This is a genomic window from Bradyrhizobium sp. HKCCYLRH3059, assembly GCF_051168035.1.
GTDB lineage: Bacteria > Pseudomonadota > Alphaproteobacteria > Rhizobiales > Xanthobacteraceae > Bradyrhizobium.
In genome coordinates, this window is sequence record NZ_JBNPUF010000003.1 from 210,118 (window position 1) to 233,586 (window position 23,469).

23 protein-coding genes are annotated in these 23,469 nt (G+C 60.9%); 11 read left to right on the top strand and 12 right to left on the bottom strand.

The window, feature by feature from the left end; translation table 11 throughout:
- Positions 1-12: 12 nt before the first annotated feature.
- From fabF to ACQR13_RS11790, 4 genes are read right to left on the bottom strand one after another with little or no spacing between them, the layout of a single operon-like run.
- Complete coding sequence (fabF, locus tag ACQR13_RS11775; protein ID WP_434841359.1) at positions 13-1,275, bottom strand: beta-ketoacyl-ACP synthase II; 1,263 nt, start codon at positions 1,273-1,275, stop codon at positions 13-15.
- A 13-nt stretch (positions 1,276-1,288) separates the two neighbouring features.
- The gene (locus ACQR13_RS11780) at positions 1,289-2,143 is read right to left on the bottom strand and encodes an FAD binding domain-containing protein (RefSeq protein ID WP_316225914.1); all 855 of its coding nucleotides are present in this window, start codon (positions 2,141-2,143) and stop codon (positions 1,289-1,291) included.
- Entirely contained in the window at positions 2,140-4,512 is a 2,373-nt protein-coding gene (locus ACQR13_RS11785) for a xanthine dehydrogenase family protein molybdopterin-binding subunit (RefSeq protein ID WP_434862849.1), read from the bottom strand. Before ACQR13_RS11785 ends, ACQR13_RS11780 begins: the two co-directional genes overlap by 4 nt.
- The gene (locus tag ACQR13_RS11790) at positions 4,509-5,000 is read right to left on the bottom strand and encodes a (2Fe-2S)-binding protein (RefSeq protein ID WP_434862850.1); all 492 of its coding nucleotides are present in this window, start codon (positions 4,998-5,000) and stop codon (positions 4,509-4,511) included. Before ACQR13_RS11790 ends, ACQR13_RS11785 begins: the two co-directional genes overlap by 4 nt.
- 163 nt (positions 5,001-5,163) lie before the next feature.
- Between ACQR13_RS11790 and ACQR13_RS11795 the strand changes: the two genes are divergently transcribed.
- Positions 5,164-5,658 (top strand): winged helix-turn-helix transcriptional regulator, encoded by a 495-nt coding sequence (locus ACQR13_RS11795; RefSeq protein WP_315750123.1) that lies wholly within the window; start codon positions 5,164-5,166, stop codon positions 5,656-5,658.
- Positions 5,659-5,761: 103 nt separating this feature from the next.
- Here the strand turns inward: ACQR13_RS11795 and ACQR13_RS11800 are convergent, their stop codons facing one another.
- Positions 5,762-6,958, bottom strand: coding sequence for an acetyl-CoA C-acyltransferase (locus tag ACQR13_RS11800; RefSeq protein ID WP_316169273.1), 1,197 nt, complete (start codon positions 6,956-6,958; stop codon positions 5,762-5,764).
- A 219-nt stretch (positions 6,959-7,177) separates the two neighbouring features.
- Here ACQR13_RS11800 and ACQR13_RS11805 point away from each other — a divergent pair, with 219 nt between their 5' ends.
- A complete protein-coding gene (locus ACQR13_RS11805) occupies positions 7,178-7,798 on the top strand; it encodes a TetR/AcrR family transcriptional regulator (protein WP_316186748.1) in 621 nt (206 codons plus the stop codon).
- Between the two features lie 49 nt (positions 7,799-7,847).
- Here the strand turns inward: ACQR13_RS11805 and ACQR13_RS11810 are convergent, their stop codons facing one another.
- Positions 7,848-8,942 carry an alkene reductase gene (locus ACQR13_RS11810; RefSeq protein WP_316193216.1) on the bottom strand — a complete coding sequence of 365 codons (1,095 nt, stop codon included), beginning with the start codon at positions 8,940-8,942 and terminating at the stop codon, positions 7,848-7,850.
- Between the two features lie 113 nt (positions 8,943-9,055).
- Positions 9,056-9,841, bottom strand: coding sequence for an oxidoreductase (locus ACQR13_RS11815; RefSeq protein WP_315714218.1), 786 nt, complete (start codon positions 9,839-9,841; stop codon positions 9,056-9,058).
- 117 nt (positions 9,842-9,958) lie between these two features.
- On the opposite strand from ACQR13_RS11815, the gene ACQR13_RS11820 reads away from it, so the two are divergent.
- Positions 9,959-10,549, top strand: a complete 591-nt coding sequence (locus ACQR13_RS11820; RefSeq protein ID WP_315714219.1) for a TetR/AcrR family transcriptional regulator — start codon at positions 9,959-9,961, stop codon at positions 10,547-10,549.
- Positions 10,550-10,615: 66 nt separating this feature from the next.
- Positions 10,616-11,650 carry an NAD(P)H-binding protein gene (locus ACQR13_RS11825; protein WP_316169269.1) on the top strand — a complete coding sequence of 345 codons (1,035 nt, stop codon included), beginning with the start codon at positions 10,616-10,618 and terminating at the stop codon, positions 11,648-11,650.
- 37 nt (positions 11,651-11,687) lie between these two features.
- Here the strand turns inward: ACQR13_RS11825 and ACQR13_RS11830 are convergent, their stop codons facing one another.
- Together ACQR13_RS11830 and grxD are read right to left on the bottom strand one after the other, a co-directional pair.
- Complete coding sequence (locus ACQR13_RS11830; protein ID WP_434862851.1) at positions 11,688-13,013, bottom strand: 4Fe-4S binding protein; 1,326 nt, start codon at positions 13,011-13,013, stop codon at positions 11,688-11,690.
- Positions 13,014-13,243: 230 nt separating this feature from the next.
- Positions 13,244-13,570: a Grx4 family monothiol glutaredoxin gene (gene grxD / locus ACQR13_RS11835; protein WP_316201252.1), complete on the bottom strand. Its 327-nt coding sequence runs from the start codon at positions 13,568-13,570 to the stop codon at positions 13,244-13,246.
- Positions 13,571-14,067: 497 nt separating this feature from the next.
- On the opposite strand from grxD, the gene ACQR13_RS11840 reads away from it, so the two are divergent.
- From ACQR13_RS11840 to ACQR13_RS11860, 5 genes are all read left to right on the top strand, one after another.
- Positions 14,068-14,649, top strand: coding sequence for a 2-hydroxychromene-2-carboxylate isomerase (locus ACQR13_RS11840; RefSeq protein WP_316225917.1), 582 nt, complete (start codon positions 14,068-14,070; stop codon positions 14,647-14,649).
- Entirely contained in the window at positions 14,646-15,359 is a 714-nt protein-coding gene (locus ACQR13_RS11845) for an SDR family NAD(P)-dependent oxidoreductase (RefSeq protein ID WP_316225918.1), read from the top strand. Before ACQR13_RS11840 ends, ACQR13_RS11845 begins: the two co-directional genes overlap by 4 nt.
- Positions 15,360-15,504: 145 nt before the next feature.
- A complete protein-coding gene (locus ACQR13_RS11850) occupies positions 15,505-16,674 on the top strand; it encodes an iron-containing alcohol dehydrogenase (protein ID WP_316201249.1) in 1,170 nt (389 codons plus the stop codon).
- Positions 16,675-16,819: 145 nt separating this feature from the next.
- Positions 16,820-18,640: an AMP-binding protein gene (locus tag ACQR13_RS11855; protein ID WP_316201247.1), complete on the top strand. Its 1,821-nt coding sequence runs from the start codon at positions 16,820-16,822 to the stop codon at positions 18,638-18,640.
- 235 nt (positions 18,641-18,875) lie between these two features.
- Complete coding sequence (locus ACQR13_RS11860) at positions 18,876-19,364, top strand: MaoC family dehydratase (protein WP_316172568.1); 489 nt, start codon at positions 18,876-18,878, stop codon at positions 19,362-19,364.
- Positions 19,365-19,520: 156 nt separating this feature from the next.
- Here the strand turns inward: ACQR13_RS11860 and ACQR13_RS11865 are convergent, their stop codons facing one another.
- Together ACQR13_RS11865 and ACQR13_RS11870 are read right to left on the bottom strand one after the other, a co-directional pair.
- On the bottom strand, positions 19,521-20,456 hold the full coding sequence (locus tag ACQR13_RS11865) for an alpha/beta fold hydrolase (protein WP_316225920.1): 936 nt from the start codon (positions 20,454-20,456) through the stop codon (positions 19,521-19,523).
- A 124-nt stretch (positions 20,457-20,580) separates the two neighbouring features.
- The gene (locus ACQR13_RS11870; protein ID WP_315714229.1) at positions 20,581-21,363 is read right to left on the bottom strand and encodes an SDR family NAD(P)-dependent oxidoreductase; all 783 of its coding nucleotides are present in this window, start codon (positions 21,361-21,363) and stop codon (positions 20,581-20,583) included.
- On the opposite strand from ACQR13_RS11870, the gene ACQR13_RS11875 reads away from it, so the two are divergent.
- Positions 21,347-21,538, top strand: a complete 192-nt coding sequence (locus ACQR13_RS11875) for a hypothetical protein (protein WP_315827696.1) — start codon at positions 21,347-21,349, stop codon at positions 21,536-21,538. The genes ACQR13_RS11870 and ACQR13_RS11875 overlap by 17 nt on opposite strands.
- A complete protein-coding gene (locus ACQR13_RS11880; RefSeq protein ID WP_316169258.1) occupies positions 21,522-22,031 on the top strand; it encodes a TetR/AcrR family transcriptional regulator in 510 nt (169 codons plus the stop codon). The genes ACQR13_RS11875 and ACQR13_RS11880 overlap by 17 nt, the downstream gene beginning before the upstream one ends.
- A 680-nt stretch (positions 22,032-22,711) precedes the next feature.
- Here the strand turns inward: ACQR13_RS11880 and ACQR13_RS11885 are convergent.
- A complete protein-coding gene (locus ACQR13_RS11885) occupies positions 22,712-23,410 on the bottom strand; it encodes a helix-turn-helix domain-containing protein (RefSeq protein ID WP_316201241.1) in 699 nt (232 codons plus the stop codon).
- Between the last annotated feature and the right edge of the window lie 59 nt (positions 23,411-23,469).

A 23,469-nucleotide genomic window follows, 5' to 3' on the forward strand; every position in this document is an offset into this window, starting at 1 on the left:
CTGAGCCCCGCTCTACTGCCAGCGCCGAAAAATGATGCTCGCGTTGACGCCCCCAAAGCCGAAACCGTTGGAGATCGCATGCTCCATCGTCATGGGCCGGGCCTGACCGGCGACAAGGTCGACACCTGCCGCGGCGGCATCGCAAGTTTCGAGATTGAGAGTAGGTGGCGCGACTTGATCGCGCAGCGCCAGAATCGTGAAGATTGCTTCCGCTCCGCCGGCCGCTCCGAGCAGATGGCCAGTTGCGGATTTGGTGGCACTCACGGCAATCTGCCCCTCGCGGCCGAAGACCGCCTTGATCGCCTCCAGTTCGGAAACATCGCCGACTGGCGTTGACGTGGAATGCGCGTTGAGGTGCTGGACGTCACCGGGTTTGAGGCCGGCCTGCCGCAATGCGCCTTCCATGGCGCGGCGCGCACCGTCGCCGTCCTCGGGCCCTGACGTGATGTGGTACGCATCTGCCGTCGTTCCGTAGCCGACGATTTCCGCAATCGGCTTTGCGCCGCGGCGGATCGCATGCTCCAGCTCTTCTATGACCAGGACGCCCGCGCCTTCGCCCATGACAAAGCCGTCGCGATCACGGTCGAAGGGACGGGAAGCGCGGGCGGGCGTTTCATTGAAGCCGGTCGAAAGCGCACGCGCAGCGGCGAACCCGCCCAGGCTCACGAGATCGATGCAGGCTTCCGAACCGCCGCAAACCGCGGCGTCGACTTCTCCAGATCGGATCAGGCGTGCGGCATCGCCGATTGCCTGCACGCTCGCGGCGCAAGCGGTGACCGGCGCGCCGATGGGACCCTTGAAGCCGTAGCGGATCGAGATGTGGCCAGCCGCGAGATTTGCGAGAAAGGACGGCACGGTGAAAGGCGAGAGACGCCGGACCCCGCGCTGGTCTGTGGTGCGGACCGCTTCCACGATCGCCGGAAAGCCTCCGATGCCGGAAGCGATCACTGTCGCCGTGCGCTCAAGCGAATGCGCGTCGGACGGAGTCCATTCCGCCTGGGCAATGGCCTCGGCCGCGGCGGCAAGCGCGAACAGGATGAAGCGATCCATCCTTCGCTGATCCTTAGGCGCGACGGTCAGATCCGGATCGAATCCGCCCTCTTGATCTTTGGCCCTTGTCGGCACCATTCCTGCGACCCGCGCCGGCAGGGCGGCCGCCCACTCGGGAAGGGCGGCAAGCCCCGAACGGGCCGCGAGCAGCCGTGACCACGCCAGCTCGCTGCCGCAACCCACCGGCGATACCAATCCCAATCCCGTAACGACGACTCGGCGCATCACGGATTCCGTCTCACAAGGAAAGCGCAAGTAGCGCGCGTCTGGTCTCGGTCCGGATCAGATTCGCCCGATACTCCGCTGAAGCGTAGCGATCCGAGAGGCATTCGGTGGTCTCGCTCAGCAATGTGGCCGCCTGGTCGATATTCTCCCGCGACAACGTCTTTCCGGTCAGGAAATCGGCAGCGGCCTGGCCGGCGAAAGCGTGGTTCGCCGCGCCTGTCACGCCGAGGGAGACCTCGGCCACCACGCCGTCTCGCATGCGCACGCCGACCGCAATGCCCACGACAGCAAAGCCGCTCGCGGGATGCCGGATCTTTCGGTATATGAAGCGCATGCCGGCTGTCGGCCGCGGGATATGAATGCTGGTGAGAACCTCGTCCGGTTCCAGCACAGTAGAAAAGATATCGACAAAGAAATCCTGCGCCGCGACCCGTCTGTGGCCGTTCGCGCCGGCGATCTCGATCTCTGCCTTCAGCGCGACGACGACCGCCGGCCAGTCAGCTGCCGGATCGGCATTCGCAAGCGAGCCGCCGATCGTGCCACGGTTACGCACCTGGGGATCGGCTATCAGACTCGCCGCCTGGCGAAAGATGGGCAATTCCTCGAACAGCGTCTCTGATGCAAGCAGGTCGGCATGCCGCGTCAGCGCGCCGATCCTGACTCCGGCTTTGCCGATCTCGATGCCCTTGAGCTCGGTGATGCCTCCGATATCGATCAGAAGTTCGGGCGACGCCAGCCGCAGCTTCAGGGCCGGAAGCAAGGTATGGCCACCGGCCAGGAGCTTCGTTCCGTCGGGATCTTCCCGCAGCAGATCGATGGCCTGGGCGAGCGAAGCCGCGCGGACATAGTTGAAGGCTGCCGGGATCATTGGAGTTCTCCCGAGCTCGCCTCTTGTACCGCCTTCCAGATTCGCGGCGGCGTCAGCGGCATATCGAGATGTTTGATACCGAACGGTGACAACGCATCGAGTACGGCGTGGACCATGCAGGGGGGCGCCGCGATCGAGCCACTCTCGCCGATGCCCTTGACGCCAATCGGATTGGTCGGCGAGGGCGTCTCCTGGAACTGCGAGCGGATGTTCGGCACGTGCTCGGCGCGCGGAACGGCATAGTCGAGCAGCGAGCCGGTCAGGAGTTGTCCATTGTCTGGATCGTAGCTGACCTCTTCATAGAGCGCCTGCGCGATGCCCTGCACGACGCCACCATGAATCTGGCCCGCCGCGAGACGTGGATTGATCAGGGTGCCGACGTCGTCAACCGCGACATAGTCGAGAATGTCGACGATGCCAGTCTCAGGATCGACCTCGACGTAGGTGAGGTGGACGCCTGACGGCGAGCCCATACCGGTTGGGTCGTAAAACTCCGTTTCGTCCAGGCCCGGTGTAACGCCATCCGGCAGCTTGTGGCCGACATAAGCCATGCGGGCCACCTTCGAGAACGTTAACGGCGCGATATCCGTGCCAGGCACGCTGAACGCACCGGCGGAATAGGAAACGTCCTTCTCATCCACTTCCAGCATGCTCGCCGCGATCTTCTTTGCTTTGGCCACGACGCGCTGCGAGCACACATGCACACTGGATCCGCCGACCGCCATCGAGCGGGAATTGAACGTGCCGTGGCCGGCCTGCACTTGCCGCGTGTCCCCCTGCACGATGTCGATGTCCTCAACGGGAATCTGCAGCACGTCCGCGGCAATCTGCGACAGCGACGTGATATGGCCCTGACCCTGGCTCATCGAGCCTGAATAGATCGTAGCCCGGCCGCTGGAATCGATGCTGACCCGCGCACTTTCCCAGCCGCCGCGATCAAATCCGCTGAGCGCCAGCCGCCGCGACGGCGCCATGCCACACATATGCGTATAGGCGGCGATGCCGACGCCGCGATAGACACCGCTGGCACGCAAGGCATCACATTCCTTTCGGCGCCCTTCGTAGTCGAAGGCGGCAAGCGCCTTGTCCAGCAGTCCCTGATAATTTCCGCTGTCGTACATCACGCCCGTGCTGCCATACGGTCGATACGGAAATTCCGCTGCTTGAACGAAATTCTTCCGCCGCACCTCGACCTGGTCGAGATGAAGGTGGCGCGCGACCGCATCGATCGCCCGCTCGGCGATATAGGCGCCCTCTGGTCGTCCATAGCCGCGATAGGCATCCACCGGCACCGTATTGGTGACAACGACTCGGGATATCGCCTCGTAGTTATCGATCTTATAGGTTCCGGTACCGAAGTTGACGGTGTTCACGGTGGGACCGCCGCTCGCCATGTTCGATAGATAGGCGCCAACATTACCAAGGGTCTCGACTTTCAGGCCTAGGATCTTGCCGTCGTTTTTGAACGCGATCTCGATATTTTCCGTGTGCGCGCGACCGTGGCTGGTCGATTGATGGCTTTCGGAGCGGCTTTCCCACCATTTGACTGGCACGCCGAGCTCGCGTGCGAGATAGGGGCAGAGCAAGTCTTCGGGGTAGAGGTGCATTTTGGCGCCAAACCCACCTCCGATATCAGGCGCGATCACCCGCAACTGATGCTCGGGAATACGAACCGTCTCGGCGATCCAGCGCCGGTGCATGTGCGGAACTTGGCTGCCAATATAGACCGTCAGCGTCCCGTCTGGCTCCGGCGTGGCAACGATCGCGCGCGTTTCCATGCAGGTCGGGATCAGGCGGTTGTTGACGACGCGCAGTCCGATGACCTGATCGGCCTCGTGGGCGGCCTTCTGGTAGTCGCCGCCACGCACCTCGTAGATCGTAGTGATGTTGCCGGGAACGTTGTCATGAAGTTGCGGCACGTCCTGCCGGATTGCGGTCTCTTCGTCGATCACGGCAGGCAGCACTTCGTAACCGACGTCGATCAGCCCGACGGCGTCGTAGGCTTCGGCCAACCTTTCCGCCACTACCAGCGCTACGCATTCGCCGACAAAGCGGACGCGGTCGGTCGCGACTACAGGGCGGAACGGCACCTTGCTGCCCGGAAGAACCCAGTTCGGAACAATCGGGCCAATCTTGCCGGCGAGCGCCATCCCGGAAAGGACCAAGCGAACCCCTGGTGCGGCTTTTGCTGCAGAGAGATCGACGCTTCTAATCTCGGCGTGGGCGTGCGGCGATCGCAGTACCGCCATGTGCAGCATGCCCGGCAGCCTGACGTCATCGACGTAGCGGCCCTTGCCAGCGAGCAGCTTGAAATCTTCGCGCCGCTTTAAGGGCCGACCGATATGGCGGATCGCAGGCGTGTCGTTCAAGGCTGCTGCTCCTTCGCTGCGAGGCTTTCAACGGCGCGGACAATGTTGTGATAGCCGGTGCAGCGGCAGATATTGCCGGCAAGTCCATGGCGGATGTCGTGCTCGCCGGGATTGGGATGATCCCTCAGGAGCTGCCGTACGCTCATCACCATGCCCGGCGTACAGAAGCCGCATTGCAGCGCGTGATGTTCGTGAAAGGCGGTCTGAACAGCGCTTAGTTCGCCACCGGTATCGGTCAATCCCTCGACTGTGGTGATCGACGCGCCGTCCGCCGTCACGGCCAGTACCGTGCAGGATTTGACCGCCAGTCCATCGATTTCGACGGTGCAGGCACCGCATTGGGAGGTGTCGCAGCCGACATGGGTGCCGGTGAGGCCAAGATCCTCCCGGATCAGATGGACCAGCAACTTTCGCGCTTCAACGAAAACCGTCTTGCGCGATCCGTTTATCTCGAATGTCACCAAGTGCCGGCTGTGGGGGTCGGGCATTTATCCTCCTGGGATCGGCACGCGGTTTTTTTGTTATCCAACAGTCACTCTAATAATAAGAGTTAAAGAAATGCAAGACATTTCTTGTCGATGTTCGCGGCTTGGCGCTTGGATGGCGTCCCGAGCATGATTATTCTGCTGAGAAGTGTTGTTAGGAGGGATGATGCGCTCGAAGGGCTTTGAAGGAATGGCGTGCTCGATCGCCGGCGTATTGAACGCTGTCGGTGACCGCTGGGCCATGCTCATCCTGCGCGATCTGTCACTGGGATTGAGCAGATATGAGGAGTTGAGGAAGTCGACCGGCGTCACACATGCCACCCTGTCCGATCGGCTCAAGCATCTCGAAGAAAATGAACTGCTCGAGCGGCGTCGGTATCAGACCGGCCCTGAACGCTACGAATACCTTCTGACCCGAAAGGGCAGGGACATTATCCTGGTGATCCAGGCGCTTGCCCAGGTCGGGGACAAGTGGGCGATTACGGGGGATGCGGGTCCGCCGCTCAAATTCATCAACAAGAACAGCGGACGTCCGGTTAAGCTCGCTCTTGTCGATGACAAGTCGGGCGAATTGGTACGCATGAGGGATGTCCGGCCGCTGGCCGGACCAGGGGCTGACGACCTTGTTCGATGGCGGCTCGCCAAGTTCGACCAGCGATGATTCGGATTGCAGAAGGTGGGCCGGGGGTGAGCTTCCCGATGGAAAATCGGCAAGCGACACCATGTGGGCCGCTTGCCAAGTGCTTTTTGCGAGCTGGCCTCGACTAGCGAACGATACGCTGGACGGCGATTGCAGTGGCTTCACCGCCGCCGATGCAGAGTGCGGCGACGCCGCGTTTGAGGTTCTGCGCTTCCAGCGCATGCAGCAGCGTCACGATCAATCGCGCGCCGGTGGCGCCGATCGGGTGGCCGAGCGCGCAGGCGCCACCATGGACGTTGAGCTTTTCGCGGGGAATGCCGAGGTCCTTCTGCGCGGCCATCGCCACCACGGCAAAGGCTTCGTTGATCTCAAACAGGTCGACGTCGCCAACGCTCCAGCCGACCTTGTCCAGGAGCTTGCGGATCGCCGGGATCGGCGCGGTGGTGAACCATTGCGGTTCTTGGCTATGGGTGGCATGGCCCCTGATTTCCGCCAGTGCCGGCAGTCCCTCGCGATCGACGAGCGAGCGCTTCGCCAGGATCAGGGCGGCGGCTCCGTCGGCGTTCGCCGAGGAGGCGGCAGGCGTGATGGTGCCGTTGGCGCGGAACGCCGCCTTCAAGCCTGGGATCTTGGCAGGGTCTACCTTCAGCGGATGTTCGTCATTGGCGATGACGCGCGGCCCTGCTTTTTCGGTCAGAGTGATCGGTGCGATCTCGGCCTTGAACGCGCCGCTTTCCACGGCCTTGCGGGCTCGGATCAGCGTCTCCATCGCATAGGCGTCTTGGTCCTTGCGGGTGAACTGATAGGCTTCGGCCGTGGCCTCGCCGAAGTCGCCCATCGAACGGCCGGTCTCATAGGCATCTTCCAGGCCGTCCATCAACATGTGGTCGATGATCCGGTCGTGGCCGGCCCGATAGCCGGCGCGCGCCTTTGCCAGCAGATATGGCGCGTTGCTCATGCTCTCCATGCCACCGGACAGCACGATGGCGGCAGAGCCCGCATTGATGATGTCGTGGCCGAGCATGGTCGCCTTCATGCCGGAGCCGCAAACCTTGTTGATCGTGGTGGCCCCGGTCGCATCAGGCAGCCTGGCGCCGCGCGCAGCCTGGCGGGCCGGCGCCTGACCCTGGCCGGCCGGCAGCACGTTACCCATGAAGACCTCGTCGATCCGCTCCGGCGCGAGCTTGGCACGCTCCAGCGCTGCCGCGATCGCGTGAGAGCCGAGCTTATGTGCCGAGAGCGGCGACAACTCACCCATGAAACGTCCCAAAGGCGTGCGTACGGCCGAAAGAATGACAACGGGATCGGTGACTGCGGACATGATGAAATCTCCCCGACAAGCGGTGTTGTTTGTATGACGATAATCATATAACTTGGCTCATCTTGCAATGAAATGTTGCGGGGAGGCATGGCGCAAAATCCAGGACTGAAACGCCGTCGCCGATGCTTAGATGTCGGCTGGAATCGGAGCGGCCGGCCATGGGGCGTTTGGCGTCTGATGAGCCGCCCAACAGATCTTCTGCAAATCGGATGAAGCACGATGCGTTACGTGAGAGATCATAAGCGTCAGACCCGCAACCGGATCGTCGAGAATGCCTCCTACGGTCTGCGCAAGAAAGGTGCCGAAGCGCTCAGCGTTGTCGATTTTATGCAGCTCGTTGGTCTGACACATGGCGGCTTCTATAACTATTTCGCGTCCCGTGCGGCTCTCGTTGCTGAAGCAACCGGCTTTGCAATGGATCAGACTATCGAGCGCTGGAAACGGCTGACGAATGGGAGCGCTGTCCCGACGTGCGTTGATGCGATCGTTGCCGATTACCTCAGTCCTCGCCACCGTGACGATCCCACGCACGGTTGCGCGCTTCCGGCGCTCGCCGCCGACATCGGGCGATCAGAAGCGCGGGCACGCCGGAGCTTTGAGCGTAAGCTGGATCAAATGGTCGACGTCCTAGCTGAGCTAAATTCCGGCGCTTCTTCTCAAGAGGCACGCCAGATCGCCACAGGCATCATCTCGACCATGGTAGGTTCAATTCTGCTCGCCCGTGCTGTCAACAGCAAAGCAGCTTCTGACCATATTCTTGGGGCCGGTCGAGAGATCATTGGTGAACTTGGTGCTCGACGGTCCGATCGCGCGGCCAGGAGCTTAGTTCAAAAAAAATGATCGTGATGGCGCCTCTGTTCCACACCGAGGTGCTCGGTGAGGCCCGCTCCTATGTTTTCGCCGGATCTTCGCGCCCCACGTTCTCCGGAGATTTCGGCAGTGTAGGATAGTCGGTATAACCGTGGGCATCCGGACCGTAGAAAGTTTCGGGGCGGGGCTGATTGAGCGGCGCGCCGAGCGCCAAGCGCTTAGGCAGATCCGGATTGGCAATGAATGCCTTTCCGAAGGCAACCGCATCGGCCCAACCCGCATCGAGGACCGCCTGGGCGGTTTCCGCAGTGAAACCTTCATTTGCAATATACTTTCCGCCGAAGGCGGCCTTGAGAGACGGTCCCAAGCTGTCGGGTCCCAAGCGCTCGCGAGCGCAGATGAAGGCGATGCCGCGCCGTCCGAGTTCAGCTGCCACGTATCCGAACGTCGAGGCACGGTCGGAGTCGCCCATGGAATGCACGTCAGCCCGAGGCGCAAGATGCATTCCCACCCGGTCGGGTCCCCATACCGACACTGCAGCATCTGTGGCCTCGAGCAAGAGCCTGGCGCGGCTTTCGATTGAGCCTCCGTACCGATCCGTCCTTTGGTTGGAGCTATCTTGGAGGAATTGGTCCAGCAAATACCCATTCGCGCCGTGGAGCTCCACGCCATCGAAGCCAGCTATCTGGGCAAACTTGGCAGCATTGCGAAATGCTTCGACAACGTCCAAGACTTCTTCTGTCGTAAGCGGGCGCGGCACGCTGAAAGCCCGTTCCGGACGGACAAGGCTGACGTTGCCTTTCGCGGCGATGGGGCTGGGGCCGACCGGCGCCTGACCATCCAGGAATATTGGATCGGAGATCCGGCCGACGTGACAGATCTGCATGAAAATCCGCCCCCCACGTGCCTTCACCGCGCGTGTAACGGCTTTCCAGCCCTCGACGTGGTCTGCCGACCAAATGCCGGGAACGCCGGCATAGCCCACTGCCTGAGGCGAAACAGGAACACCTTCTGTGATGATCAGACCCGCCGAAGCCCTCTGCGCGTAATACTCCGCCATGATCGCATTGGGGATCCGGCTCTGGCCTGCGCGTAGCCTGGTCAGCGGGGCCATGATGACCCGGTTCGGCAGATGCAGATCGCCAATAGTTACGGGGTCAAACAGCGACGGCATTTAGCCTCCGGAATACGGTTGCAAGGCGTTCGCGCGAAGTTGTTGATCGGGAGGTTCAAACATCCTGTCGCGGCGATCGTGGAAATCGCTCGCGATCGACTGTTTCGACGGGATCACCCCGGCAGCCCCATCTGCTTGCGAAGGCTTTTGTCGAACATTCCTTCAGGCACAAAACGACGAAGGATGCTCACCTGGCGCGCAACCTTTCCGCAGGTGTATCGCCGACGAGGTGATGGCGTTGTCGCGGCCAAAATCACCTTCTCGGCAACAACCTCGGGACTCTCGGCTGTATTCATCACATCGCGTAGCAGCGCGCTGGCTCGGGTTCGCGCCGACACATATTCCTTCAGGTTCCGGTCCGGAAGCACCATGTTCTGCTCAAACGAGGTGCGGGTATAGGCCGGCTCAAGCAGGCAAACGCGAACGCCAAAGATCCGCACTTCGTGGTCGAGAGATTCGGAGTAACCCTCGATGGCATGCTTCGTAGAAGAATAGAGGGCGGAAAACGGCGCAGGTATCAATCCCAGGACAGAACTAATGTTGATGATCCGTCCGGCTTTTCGATCTCGCATGGTCGGGAGGACCGCATTTGTCATGCGCATCACTCCGAAGACGTTCACGTCGAACAAGGCCTTGGCCTGATCGGCCGAGGATTCTTCGGCCCCGCCCAGCAAGCCGAAGCCTGCGTTGTTCACCAGAACATCGATCCTGCCGGTCGCAGCCAGTACCTTGTCGACGGCCGCTTTCACCGAGGCGTCGTCCGTCACATCGCAGCTTAGCATCTCAGGATCGCTCGCGGCAGCTCGTCGGCTGGTCCCGAACACCCGGAATCCCGCCTCGCGCAATGCTCTTGCGGAGGACAGCCCGATTCCCGTCGAAGCCCCGGTCACGATCGCCACTTTTCCGTCCTGTCGCACAGAAGCTCTCCGTTGACGCAGTTGAACCCTAGATTAGATTAAGATATACATATCACATGATTTACATCATACAATAGGCTGTTCGTTCGGAGGGCCTGCATGCGGTATGCCAAGGGGCACAAGGATAGTTCGCACGAACGGATACTGAAGGTCGCCGCAAGGAAATTCCGGCGACAAGGCATTGCGGCGACTGGAATGACGGGAATTATGTCCGAGGCGGGCCTTACGAATGGCGGCTTCTATTCTCACTTCGGCTCGAAAAGCGATCTCGTTCGGGAAGGGCTTGAGCGGGCGCTGGACGAGCAGTTGCGGCGACTGAGTGAAGCCGACGTTGTCCCCGGGGAACTGAGCACGCTGATCCGGTCTTACCTGTCTGCGGAGCATCGCGATCGGCCGGACGTTGGATGCGCCTCGGCTGCACTGCTTCCAGAGATCGGTCGCCAACCTCGATCCGTCCGAAAGGCCTACACAGCTAGATTGCGCGAAATATTCGAGCAGCTAAAGAGGCGATTGCCGCGGAAAACGTCCAGCCGCGCCGCGCAAGAGGCCGCAATCGGAATTTTCGCTGTACTCGTCGGCTCTCTCCAGCTTGCTCGTGCCGCCGAAGACTCGTCGATGTCGGATGCGATACTTGCGGCTGGCATTCATGCAGCAAATGCGCTCGCGCTCGTACCTCAACAAGAGCGCTGAGCTTGTCTCGTCCGGCTTTCAGATAATCAGACCAAGTAAACGATCGAGATCAGGGAGGACACGAGTATGAAGAGCAAGGCGCCAATTCTGGTGACGAGCGCCGGTGGACAAACCGGCTCGGTTGGCCGAACCATTGTTCGCGGCCTGCTGCAGCGCGGCCTTCCCGTCCGTGCGTTCGTGCGGAAAAATGACGAGCGGGCGCAGAGTTTGCGCGACATGGGAGCCGAGGTGTTCGTGGGCGATCTCCTAAATCCGCGTGACGTCACGCAGGCCGTCAAGGGTGTGCGGCGCATCTATTTCAGCATGAGCCTGAACCCGTCCTACGCCGATGCCACCATCTTAATGGCCGCAGCGGCCAAGAAGGAAGGAGGCACCGAGATATTCGTCAACATGTCGGACTATGAGCAATGTTACATGACGCTCGAGACCATGTCGGCGCCGGACGCGGAGCGCATCGCCGTGCTGGGCGTGGACGTCCAGTGGTCGCCCCAGCAAAGGGCGCATTGGGCGGGCGAGCGAGCCCTCGATTGGTCAGGCCTGCCGATCGTTCATATCCAGGCGGCGATGTTCGTCGAGAACCCAATCACACTGTGGGTGCCGGCTATGACCATCAAGGAGGACGGCACGATCCGTCTGCCATTCGGCCTGGGAAAGACCGCGCCGGTGGCAACGGCCGACGTCGCTGATGTCTGTATTGAGGTGTTAGCTGACCCAGCCGGCCACGCTGGGAAGTCCTACGAGTTGACGGGGCCGGAACGAAAGGACATGTACGGGTTTGCCGAGGATTACTCGGCGGCGCTCGGTCGAAAGATCGAATACCTGCCGACGACGATGGAAGAGTTTCGGCAACGTATGCGTAAGCTCATGCCTCATATCGCTGAGCATCCTGCGTTGCATCTGGAAAACCTGTGCATGCAAAATGGCGGTGATCGGTATATTGCCGAGGTAACGCAGGACGTCGAGAAGCTGCTCGGCCGGCCGGCCACCACATTCAGGAAGGTCATTGAAAAGGAGGCGTGGCGCTTCGAGAGGGGGACGCCAAACCATCTGCAGCACCGCGAAGTGAAGGATCTGAACCCGACCCGTGTCTTGCAGGCGTAGCGGCCTTGCCTCGCTCAAAACTCTGGACCTGAAAGCCCTAGAATGGAAAGCAGCGTATATAGGCGGCGAACAGATCTGCATCGCTTGGAACGATGAGCCGCGACTCGATCGCCTCCGCAAGCTCGAGATCGCGGCTAAGCACTCGGAGCCATGCTTCGCTATCGGCCGTGATCGAAAGCCGGGCGTCGCCGGCATGGGTTCCGGGCGTTACATCCAGAATCTTGTCGTTGATGCGCACTGTCCCTTGGAACGGAGTTTTTCCCGTAAAGGTCCAATGAGTGACCAGATCGAGCTTCTTTGCCTTTCCACGCTGGAAGCCGAGCCTCAGTGTAAAGAGGTACGCCTGAACGCTTCCGATCGGACGTCCTGCGCGCACATGCCGGATCGTCTTATTCGGGAACCGTCGTGGCGCACTCTCCTCGGCGTCCGATCCAGGAATCACGAACAGCGTCTCTTCTTTCTCGAGCAGAGGTTTGACCACATCATTCACATAAGACAGCCGGTCATCAAGATACGGCCCGATTACATCCTCACCAGCCGGGCAGACCGATATGCAATATGCAGCCTTGTACCCGGGCTTGAATGAGAGAGATTGCCAAATGCTCTGAGTCTCGGAAGGGCTCACGCGAGACCTGTAGTCCTTTGCGTCACGCGAGTCCGCAACCTCTTCGACCCATTTGGTAAAGTTTCCGAGAAAATCGTGGTAGTTGTGCGTGAAGCAGGTCTGAAAATCGAAGTACCCATCGTGCTTTATCGCGCCGACGGGGCAAGCTCCGACACATAGTCGGCATTCCAAGCAAGGATTATAGTCGATCGGCTGGTCATAGGCATCGATCTCGTCCGCCAGCAAGATCGTTCCAAGCAGGATGAAGCTGCCAAATTTCGGGTGGATGATGTTGCGATGAATCCCCATGCGACCCAGTCCGGCCTCGACGGCGACCGGCTTGTGCTGCACCATCATGATGCGTGCCTGGTCCATCTCCATGGGGAATGCGGCAACCGAGTTGCAGGCCGCGATGCCGTGCTCCGCCAGGGCACGGACAATTGCGCGCGAAGTCTCGTTCACATGGTCATAGGTTCCATGAAATTCCTCATTAGCCACCGAGCGAGTGGGAGAGCGTACCGGCTCGCAATTCATATGACATGCGATCGCCATCAAGGACTTCGTGCGACCATAGACCTTTCGGATGTAGTCGACTTGGGGACTGATTGCCGGACGACCAATCTCGACCAGCCCGACATCGTCCGCTCCACAGCTTATCGCGATCCTCTTGACGAGCTCCGCCGACAGCGGCGCCGCGCCGGTCCGGGCCAGGCTGCGCGACCGAAAGGCCTTTACCGTAGGATGATCCTCAATGGTCAATTTTCGTCTCCTCAGATGCGTCGAGTTTCATTCCGACTGCGAAGCGACCGGCTATTGATGCAACGAAAGAATGCTGAGACCGCCACCAGGCGCTGCCCCATCCACGATAGCGCTTGGCCCTGCACATCACACTGCAAATGACCAAACATTGCGCGGACGCTCATGTGTTTTCGCGACATCGGCGCCCTCTGATGACGGGGTAGGCCATCGACAGAGGGCCCACCCGTGGTTCATGATCGCACCGCTTCCCGCGGCTCCGAGAGAATGGCCTGCAGCTCTCCAGACCGGAACATCTCCGTCACGATATCGCAGCCGCCCACGAATTCGTCCCGTACATACAGCTGTGGAATGGTCGGCCAGTCCGAGTAGTCCTTGATACCCTGCCGCAACTCCTCCGACTCGTAGATGTTGTGCGATTTGAACGAAACTCCCAGATGATCGAGGATGCGAACTACCTGCGCCGAGAACCCACAGGCCGGCGACGAGGGCGTACCTTTCATGAACAGGACGATCTCGTTGGACTCCACCTCACTGCGAATGAACTGCGCAACGCTCATGTTGGTCTCTCCATCTGTCCGTCATATCAGTTCGAATTTAGAACGTAATGATCGGACAAGAAAAGAGCGAAATCGCTTTGAAGCCTGCTTGGCCGGCCTCGCGCTAAGGCGCGTTGGCTATCATTTTCCGCGGCTTTCACGGAGGATGTCGGTCGATCGGACAGTCGAGCATCGCTTGGAGGGATTAGAACGACCGGGCGCTCGATTGGATCGAATGTCAATTCGAAAAAGGAATTGACGAGCGTTTTGTGGCGGCTAAAGTCGGGTCAATCACAAGAAGGGACTGATGGCTGTCGTCTGCGCTGAAGCCGCTGTTTCAGGAGGGAAAATGGGCGCTCGACCCCAACTTTTGGAATTTGGAGGTTTTCCGCGCATCAGGGGTGGCAAGTTCAAGACGGCTGGGGCGGTCGAAGTCGGCAAGCCCAGACTCAATGCGTCTTAACATTCCGTCTTGGCGGGCTCCGCTGCTTCTGCCGGGGAGTGGGATGAAGAGCGCAATGACCAGCATCGACTTCTATTTCGAATTTCGCAGTCCTTATTCCTATCTCGCCCACGCTCAGCTCGGCACGCTGGATGCTGAGCTGAGCGACCATCCTGTAGATATCGTCGCAGCCATGAAGCAGGTCGGTAACACGCCGACGGCCTTGACCTGTCCGACCAAAGGCAAATACGCCGGCGCAGATCTACAGCGCCGGGCGAAGAGATACGGCGTACCGCTGAGCCGGCATAAGGACATAAAATCGATCGACGGCCGCAGGCTGCTGCGCGCGGTGCTCGCGGCGGGAGACTGCGGTCTCGCCAAGGAGGTCGTTGCGGCGATCTTTCAGGCGTTCTGGCGACATGGCTTGCCGCTGAGCACAGCCGAGGGTCTGGTGCGGATCCTTGAAGCTTCCGGAATACGTGACCCCCAAGTTGCTTCCAGAGCCGATAGCACCGAATTGGATGATCGGGTGACGCAGGGAAATGAAGCAGCGGGAGCGCGCGGCATCTTCGGCGCGCCGACCTTCATCGTGAACGACGAAATGTTTTTCGACAATGACCGCCTTGAATTCATTCGCGAAGCACTGAGGGCAGCATGAGCAAGATTGATGCGCAGCCGCTGGCAATTGTCACCGGAGTCGGACCTGGTACCGGCTCTGCTATCGTCAGGCGGTTCGCGGCCGGAGGGTATCGCGTCGCGATGCTCGCGCGCGACAAGGCGCGCCTGGACGCGCTATCGGCGGAGATTCCGTCGAGTATTCCGATGGCGTGTGACGTCTCGGACTCGGCAGCGCTCGCGCGGGTGCTCGACGAGATCGACCGGCGGTCCGGCCCGCCGAAGGTCGTTGTCCATAATGCGGTTGGCGGGGCGTTCGGAAAGTTTCAGGAGGTAGGTCCCGAGGTTCTCCGAGCCAATTTCGAGACAAACGTGATGGCACTGCTCCATCTCGCGCGGCACGTCGCGCCCCCAATGATAGCGGCTGGCGGCGGAGCGCTCCTCGTAACGGGCAACACGTCGGCTCTGCGAGGAAAGGCGAACTTCGCGGGTTTTGCGCCGACGAAGGCAGCCCAGCGTATCCTCGCCGAGTCGATCGCGCGCGACCTCGGCCCGCAAGGGATTCACGTGGCTTATCTGGTCATCGATGCGGTCATTGACGTGCCGTGGCAGCGGGAGCGAATGAAGGACGCGCCCGACGATTTCTTCATCAAACCCGCGGCGATCGCCGAGGAAATCTACCACATCGCGCATCAGGACCGCTCGGCGTGGTCTTTCCTCTCGGAAGTGCGACCGTACCGCGAACCCTGGTAGATCCGGGGCGAGCGGTCCGTCGTCGTCCGCGGTGTTGGCGCCGCGCTCCACATCTGAACGTCATCGGGCAGCCCGCCTGACTGATCGGGAGGAAACGGCCAACTCCCGGTTGGTGCGACGAGAACCTCTTTTTAGGAGAGAGCCCATGATCAAGGTTGGACTTCATCAATATCCCCCGATGGATCAGGTGATCTTCGGAAAGCCTGCCGGGCAAGGGCTGGCCGAGGAGGCGGAGCGGCTCAACGCGCACAGGGTGTTTCTGATTGCCAGCCATACGTTGAATACGAAAACCGACGAGATCGAAAAGATCCGCAAAGCATTAGGTTCTAGGTATGCGGGGACGTTTGATGGGGTCCCGCAGCACACCACCCGTACGTCTGCCGTAGCTGCAGCCGCAAGGGCGGTCGGGGCGGGCGCCGACCTGATCGTGGCCGTCGGCGGTGGTTCTGTCGTCGACGCGGCAAAAATCGTTCTGATGTGCATTGAGCACAAGATCACCGATGAGGGCGGCCTCGACGGGTTTGAAGTAGTCTCGACCCCGGAGGGCCCGCGCCCTGGTCCGTTTCGAGCCCCGCGCGTCAGGATGATCGCCATCCCGAGTACATTGTCCGGCGGCGAATACAACGCCGGTAGCCTCGTTACCGATACACGGCGGAAACTGAAGCAGATCTTTCACCATCCCTTGATGATGCCTCGTTCGATCATCCTCGATCCCGCGATTACGGTTCACACGCCCCAAAACTTGTGGCTCGGCTCCGGAACGCGCGCGATGGACCACGGGATCGAAGCCGTCTGCTCGCCGAGAGGCAATCCCCTCGTCGAAAGCGTTTGCCTGCGAGGACTGCGCTATCTCTATGACGGGCTGCTCGCGACAAAAATGAATCCGGACGATCTTGAGGCCCGGCAATCCTGCCAACTCGGGTCGTGGCTGTCCGCCTTCGGGCTGCAGTGTCGGGTTCCGATGGGGGCGAGCCATGCTATCGGACACGTGCTTGGCGGTACATGCGATGTGCCGCATTACTTTTGCACCGCGGTCATGATGCCCAGCGTGCTGGAGTTCAATCGCCCGGATACGGCTGGAGCACAAGACAAGCTCGCCGAAGCTTGGGGAGTGCCGGGGACGAAAGCAAGCGAGACGTTCGCCGAATTTATACGACAGTTGGAGCTCCCGCGTCGATTGTCTGAAGTTGGCGTGACCGAGGACAAATTCGATCTGATCGGACGGAACGCGATGCTTTCGGTTTTCACGCGCGCAAACCCGCGTCCGATCAAAGGCCCCGAAGACATCGTTAAGATTCTCCGGATGGCCGCTTAGCGCGTGTCAGCCCGGCGGCCAGGGATGCGGTGGGCCGTACGGTCGGTACAAAGCTCGTCTATTTCAATCGGATAGACCGGCCGAACGGAAGGCGAGCAAATTGCAGAGTGTTCAAGTCGCTCGTGAATGGGAGCGGAGGAAATCCATGACGACGAATGTTGCCGCGCGCGCCACGTCTGACGTCAACTTCGCTCCACGCGAGGTCCGTATCGAAGCGCAACCCGACGGAAGCCTCATCCTGAGGTCGCCGATCAACTTCGTCGAGCCGAGCTGGTCGATCACCGACTTTCTACCCGTATGGGCGATGCAGGAGCCCGATCGCGTCTTTCTGGCGCAACGCGAAGCTGCCGGGTGGCAAAAGATCTCGTATCGGCAGATGTGGCTACGGACTCAGTCCGTAGGTCAGGGGTTGATCGATCGCGGAGCTCAGCCGGGCGACAGGATTGCAATTCTCTCGGGGAATTCGATCGAGCATGCAATCGTCATGTTCGCGGCCATGTCGATCGGGATGGCCGTCGCTCCCATTTCGCCCAACTATACATTGATGCCGGGCGGGCTGTCCCGCTTGACGGACATCGCTCGGCTGCTCAGGCCATCATTTGTATTCGTGCAGGACGGCAGCGCCTTTGCCGCAGCCCGATCAGTTAGTGGGCTGGAGGAGGCGACTTGGATCGCATGCGGTGGATCCGACGGGCTTCTGCCGCTTGAGGCCCTGTACGAGGGACGACCAACCTCGGAGTTTCAGCGGCGGTTCGGAAACCTCGATCGTGACGCCATCGCAAAAATCCTGTTCACGTCGGGCTCGACCGGCCTGCCGAAGGGCGTCATCAACACGCATCGCATGATGGCATGCGCCCTCGAAATGGGCAGTCTGCTGGCGCCGGCAAACCAAGCTCCGGTTCAGGTCGAGTGGTTGCCCTGGCATCACACGATGGGGGGCAATGTCATTCTGCAGGGCACCCTGAAGAATGGGGGGACGCTCTACATCGACGACGGACGCCCCGTCCCACAACTCTTCCATAAGACCATCGCCAACCTGAGGGAAATTTCCCCCACAGCGATGTTCAACGTGCCCGGCGGCTACACGCTCCTGTGTGATGTTCTCGAAGCGGACGAGCATTTCAGAAATACCTTCTTCAACCGCATGGAGCGAATGACCTACGCCGGAGCGGCAATTCCGCAGTCCACGCTGGACAAGCTCTATGACCTGTCGTTTCGTGCGACCGGCCGCCGCATTCCCGTCATGTCTGGGTACGGCACGACCGAAACGGCGCCAACGATCAGCACGACGCACTGGGCCACCGAGGAACCGGGAGAGGTCGGTCTTCCGGGACCTGGTCTCAGGCTCAAGCTGCTGCCTGCGGGAGACAGTTACGAGGTTCGCGTAAAGGGACCGAACGTCACGCCGGGATACTTCGGCAGATCCGATCTCACGGAAAGTGCATTCGACGAGGAGGGCTACTACCGGGTCGGAGACACCGTGGCTTTCCTCGATTCGAAGCAGCCGCATCTCGGATTGAGATTCACGGGACGTCTTTCCGAAAACTTCAAGCTCACGAACGGGACCTGGGTAGTTGTCGGGAACCTCAGGGCGACCATCCTCGGCGCAACGCGTGGCGTTCTTCAGGACGTCGTCATCGCGGGCGAAAACCGGGACCAATGCGCGGTTCTTGCCTGGCTAAATCCCAGCCAAGCCAAACAACACGCCTCCGCGCCCGTTGGCGATCTCGAGCGAGATCCAGGCGTGCTGGCATTCCTGAGAGGGGGCTTTCGGGCACACAACGAAACAGTCGGAAGCAGCGAACGAATCCGCTCATTCAAGTTGCTGAAGGAGCTTCCGTCGCTTGCCGCTGGTGAAATCACCGACAAGGCCTATGTAAATCAGCGGGCTGTACTCGGCCACCGAGCGCATAGCGTTGAGGAATTGTATGCCGGGTCACCTGCTGAAGATGTGACCTTCATCTGAGTGCCCCGACTTCGTAAGGAGTGCTCCTGGAAGTGAAGGTCCGAGGTGGCGCTGAACCGGCTCTGAGCAAGGTTCCTCCATCTCAGACGTTGTCATCGCGGCGAAGCCATCGGCTGAAGTTGAGACGCTCGCCGGCGCCGGACAGTCGACCTCATCAGAGGAGAGCCGATGGTCGGTGCCGCGCAGACTCGGCTCACGCGGAATAAATCATCGGTCTCTAACGAGGAAGAGGGCAATGAAAGGATCGAGCCTGCCTGACATTTCGCCGAAGGAATATGCGGCAATGGTGGGCAAGGAGGTCGGCGTGTCACGCTGGTTCGAGATTGACCAATCTCGCATCGACCAATTCGCCGACATTACGGAGGATTGGCAATTCATCCACATAGATCCGGTGAAGGCCGCCGAGACGCCGTTTGCCGGAACCGTCGCTCACGGCTTCCTGACGCTTTCTTTGCTTGCGCCGATGGCGTTTGACGCGCTTCCGAAGCTTTCGGGGAGAGTCATGGCGGTCAACTATGGTTTCGACAGGATACGATTTGTGTCCGCCGTACGATCCGGAGGTCGGGTGCGGGCCAGATTCAAACTTCTGGATATGACGGCTCGCAATCCGAAGGAGGTGGCCACCAAGTTGGAGGTCACTGTTGAGATCGAGGGGGCGCAAAAACCCGCGTTGATCGCCGAATGGCTCGGAGTGGCCTATTTCGCCGAAGCAGTCGTCATCTAATTCGCCGCGGATACTTTCCATCTGCGTCCGGTCGACATAGCGAAGAAGAGCCGCGAACATTATGCTCTGCTCGCAAGGTCTGCCGCGGAAGAGAGGGAGCAGTTAGCGGTTATCTCTTGTGTCCAACTGCCCCTCGCTCCGCGGCCTCGAAAATGTTCAGCCCTTGCTGGCGGCCTTGATGAAAGCGCCGATTTGGGCGGAAGCCTCGTCCGGATATTGATGATGCGGCCCGTGCCCGGCTCGCGCATAGGTGATCAGATGAAGGGTCGGCAGCTGTCGATTCAACGCATACCAGTTTTCGATCGGGAACACGATGTCGTGGTCGGCTCCCAGGTGCAGGATCGGAACCGACGTCGTCTTCAAGAGCTGCAAAATCTGGTCTGATGGAAACACCGGGTTACGCGGCGTGTTGCCGATCTGCGCCATGGCCCAGTCGGCCGGAACGTCGGGGCTGCGGTCTTTCTTTCGCGCCATGATGCGATCGAACGAGCGCTTTGAGGCCGCCCGGCTGCCTGCGTCCGCAGGTTCGAAGAACACAGTCGTGAACTGCTCCAATGCGATGCCGGGGATTGCCGCGGTATCATAGAAGAGTTGTTCGCCCGTCTTGACCAGCGGGCCCGGAGGTGTCGTAGCCAACAGAACCACATGAGTTGCCATCGGCCCGGTCATTGCCAGCAAGATCTGCGCGGCGATCCCACCGATCGACCATCCACCGATCGTGACCTCCTTGAGGCCGAGTGCCTCGATGAGATCCTTACCATCCTTCGCGAGCGACATCGGATTGTAGGATTTTTCGCCAGTCGACTGGCCGAGACCTGAATAGTCGAAGGTTACGACCTGAAAGCCCTGAGCGGCCAATCCGTCGATGAAGGCGGGATCCCAAAGATCGAGGACGCCTCGAAAACGGTTGCACAGGACCAGCGGCTTGCCCGTGCCGACGGATCGATAGGCGAGGCGGCGTCCGCCAACGTCGACGAACTGGGTGGAGGCGGTCGCCGAACTGGCGGCGGCCTGCGCCTTCAGCGGTAGCGCAAGTGCCGCAGCGCCCAGCGCTCCGGCGGTGATCATCGTGCGACGAGATTGAGAGTTCATGTCCGCAATTCCTGATGAGGCAGCATTGAGGCTGCACGCTGGATCGAAGGGATGGCTACGCGTTTCGAGATGAGGAGCGGGAGTACCGATCGGCCGGTATCGCCGGCCGATCGGAGCGTTGTGACTAGGCGCTGGCGCGCGCGCGGTAGCGCTCGGCGGGCTGCGCACCCAAACCTGAGGGCAGAACCGCTCGTGCGCCCTCGAACGCCTCCCAGAGGCCCAGGTCCGAAAGGGGCGGTATCGTCACGGCTTCGCGGCGATCGAAGCCGACCAGCGCCGCGTCGACCAGGTCCTCGACGCCCATGAGATTGGGAATTTTCGAGAGATCGGCACCCGCCCGTTCCCAGATTTCGGTCCTGGTTGCCGCCGGTACCACGGCCTGGACGTAGACGCCCTTGGGCCCGACCTCGGCCGCCAGCCCCTGCGAGAACGTGAGCACGTAAGACTTGGTCGCCGAATAAATCCCCGGAAAAAACGCGGGCATGAACGACACCACCGAACCGAGATTGATGATGGCGCCGCTTCCGCGTTTCACCATGCCCCCGATCGCCGCCGAAGCCAGCAGCGTCGGCGCAGTCACATTGAGCTTGAGCAGTTGCTCCATGGCGGCGGGATCCGCCGCCTCGAACGGGCCGAGCAGCGCCGCGCCAGCGTTGTTGACCAGAATCTCGACTGGGCTGCCCGAATGGAGCCGGTTCGCCACCATTTGCAGCTGCGCGGCATCCGTCAAATCCGCTGTCAGGACTTCGACGGCAATCCCGTGCGCCTTGCGCAGTTCCGCGGCCAGGGCCGCCATTCGCTCCGTCGCGCGAGCGACGAGGACGAGGTCATGGCCGCGCGCGGCGAGGCGCCGCGCATAGACGGCGCCGATGCCGCTGGAGGCGCCAGTAATGAGTGCAGTGGACATGTCTTCTTCTCCGTGGGAGGGGCCAATCTGTCCCCAAAATGTAGATGACAATCATCATCTACTTGCAAAGATGATGTTTGTCATCTACATTTTTGAACTGAGGGAGATTTATTTTGGCAAGAAGCCGGGAGCAGAAGGCGGAGAGCAGGCGGGCGATCGTGAACTCGGCCGCTAAGTTGTTCCGGGAGAAGGGAATTGACGGTGTTACCGTCGCCGAGATCATGGACGCAGCGGGGCTGACGCACGGCGGCTTTCCAAGGCACTTTGCGAGCAAACAGGAGCTCGTGACCGAGGCCCTGGCGGACGTTTTCGAGGCCAGCAGGCGTCAACCCCTGCTGCCGACGGATGTCCGTGGCTTCGCCCGCGCGTATCTGCGGCCAGAACATCGGGATGCGGCGGGGGCGGGATGCGTCTTCGCGGCGCTCGGGCCCGAGATGTCGCGGGCGCCGGCGCCCACACGCCGCGTCCTGACCGAGGAGATGCGACGGCAGATCGAACAATTCATGGCCTCGGCGCCAGGTGACGATCCGCAACAGAAGCGTGTCGCGGCGATCGGCAGTTGGGCAGCGATGATTGGGGCGATGTTGCTCGCGCGCATCTCCGATTCAGAAGAACTGTCGGACGAAATCCTACGGGCGACCCGCGCGTTCCTCGGCGCGGAGCCCTGAGAGCTGGAATTCCCAAAGTGCGGTCATAGTCGCCTGTCCAAAGCCGTCGCGCAGATCCTCGCTGGCGAAGCGGGCGGTCAATTCGATACGTGCGCGAAGAGGGCGCAACGCCGAAGATCGCCAAAAGACGGTCCTGAAGGTGCTCCCGTCTAGTAGGCGCCAAACCTTTCTGTGCGCATCGCAATCACCTCTGCCGATGTCGGAACGCTTCATGGACCGCTTAGCGCAGAAATCCAACGGCGGCCCGAGCCTCGCTTGGAACGCGGGTCCGAGGCCGGAAGCGATGGTCCAGCATGAGGTGCTGACCGAGCCAGCACCAAGGAGCCTCGTTGTGCGTAGGATTGCAGGAAGTATCGTAGGTCCGCCGGCTGTGGGGAAAGGCGGTAGCGCTCCCCCGCGACCACCTTTCCCTGCACTCGCTTCATTCGGCTCGGATACGCCTCTCCGCCAAGCGGTGAGGCTGTGACCGTTTCCACCGGGTCCGGTTTGCTTTCCTCGGCATCGCCCGCGATCACGGCTTTGCCGGCCGCACGTTCCAGGGCCCATCGGTTTCGGGGCGTCCCAGCGACTGCCACGCGGGGTGGGTGTGCGGCGGAGAAGAACTATATCGACGGCTCCGTTTCCGTACTCTGCTGATTTGCCGTTCCCAACAGAGGGGCAGGACCGATCGCAAAAGAAGCCTACGAGCCGGGATCGTCGATCAGGGGCTTTGGCCGGGCAAACAGCTCCAACCGCTCCTTGTGGTCGATGACGATCTCTCGTCCGCGGACGCGAACCCCATGGCTCGTAAGTTGGGCAAGACTGCGTGACAGGTTTTCGCGCGTCGTGCCGATGTGGGAGGCCAGCGTGCCGCGGTCGAATGGGATGACGATATTCGCATGCCCCGGTTCGCGCTGGGCTTCGGCGAGGATCCAGTTGGCGAGGCGCTCGATGCTCGACCGGGCCAGTGTGCCCTTCAGTTTCTTGACAGAAGCGCGATAGGCATACGCCAGCTCCTGAGCAACAATCCGTGCGAATGCGATGTCTTCGTCGAAGAGTGCCCTTACATCGCGGGCGGGGATCAGCAGCACCCGCGACTCCGTCAGCGTGCGGGCTGAATTGAGATACGCCTGATCGACCACGACTGCAGCAAGTATGAAGGTCGACACGGGACGAAGCAGTGAGATGCCCCACTCGGCCTCGTCCTGCTCGGTGTAGATTTCCACCAACCCGCCAATCAGCACATGCAGGAAGTCGGCCTGATCTCCCTCGCGAGCCAACCGCACCCCGGGCGGAAATTGCTGCAGCAGAGCCGCGCCGAGCAACCGCTTCAGGTTCTCCTCGCTGAGGTCCGCAAACAGCGGCAGCGTCTTCAACTGGGCGAGTTCGTCGGGGCGCAAGCGAAGCTCCAAGAGTCACTCACCCGCTATCGCGCCGAACTGTGACAAAAGTCAATTGC

Bases quoted from the DNA above. Each gene is read 5' to 3' on its own strand.
- grxD (WP_316201252.1), bottom strand. From the start codon at position 13,570: ATGAGCGTTGCGCAGTTCATTCGCAGTGAGGTGGAGTCCAACGAGATC.
- ACQR13_RS11870 (WP_315714229.1), bottom strand. From the start codon at position 21,363: ATGTCCACTGCACTCATTACTGGCGCCTCCAGCGGCATCGGCGCCGTC.
- ACQR13_RS11800 (WP_316169273.1), bottom strand. From the start codon at position 6,958: ATGTCCGCAGTCACCGATCCCGTTGTCATTCTTTCGGCCGTACGCACG.
- ACQR13_RS11845 (WP_316225918.1), top strand. From the start codon at position 14,646: ATGAGCAAGATTGATGCGCAGCCGCTGGCAATTGTCACCGGAGTCGGA.
- ACQR13_RS11795 (WP_315750123.1), top strand. From the start codon at position 5,164: ATGCGCTCGAAGGGCTTTGAAGGAATGGCGTGCTCGATCGCCGGCGTA.
- ACQR13_RS11840 (WP_316225917.1), top strand. From the start codon at position 14,068: ATGACCAGCATCGACTTCTATTTCGAATTTCGCAGTCCTTATTCCTAT.
- fabF (WP_434841359.1), bottom strand. From the start codon at position 1,275: ATGCGCCGAGTCGTCGTTACGGGATTGGGATTGGTATCGCCGGTGGGT.
- ACQR13_RS11810 (WP_316193216.1), bottom strand. From the start codon at position 8,942: ATGCCGTCGCTGTTTGACCCCGTAACTATTGGCGATCTGCATCTGCCG.
- ACQR13_RS11865 (WP_316225920.1), bottom strand. From the start codon at position 20,456: ATGAACTCTCAATCTCGTCGCACGATGATCACCGCCGGAGCGCTGGGC.
- ACQR13_RS11780 (WP_316225914.1), bottom strand. From the start codon at position 2,143: ATGATCCCGGCAGCCTTCAACTATGTCCGCGCGGCTTCGCTCGCCCAG.
- ACQR13_RS11805 (WP_316186748.1), top strand. From the start codon at position 7,178: ATGCGTTACGTGAGAGATCATAAGCGTCAGACCCGCAACCGGATCGTC.
- ACQR13_RS11850 (WP_316201249.1), top strand. From the start codon at position 15,505: ATGATCAAGGTTGGACTTCATCAATATCCCCCGATGGATCAGGTGATC.
- ACQR13_RS11790 (WP_434862850.1), bottom strand. From the start codon at position 5,000: ATGCCCGACCCCCACAGCCGGCACTTGGTGACATTCGAGATAAACGGA.
- ACQR13_RS11875 (WP_315827696.1), top strand. From the start codon at position 21,347: ATGAGTGCAGTGGACATGTCTTCTTCTCCGTGGGAGGGGCCAATCTGT.
- ACQR13_RS11860 (WP_316172568.1), top strand. From the start codon at position 18,876: ATGAAAGGATCGAGCCTGCCTGACATTTCGCCGAAGGAATATGCGGCA.
- ACQR13_RS11825 (WP_316169269.1), top strand. From the start codon at position 10,616: ATGAAGAGCAAGGCGCCAATTCTGGTGACGAGCGCCGGTGGACAAACC.
- ACQR13_RS11855 (WP_316201247.1), top strand. From the start codon at position 16,820: ATGACGACGAATGTTGCCGCGCGCGCCACGTCTGACGTCAACTTCGCT.
- ACQR13_RS11820 (WP_315714219.1), top strand. From the start codon at position 9,959: ATGCGGTATGCCAAGGGGCACAAGGATAGTTCGCACGAACGGATACTG.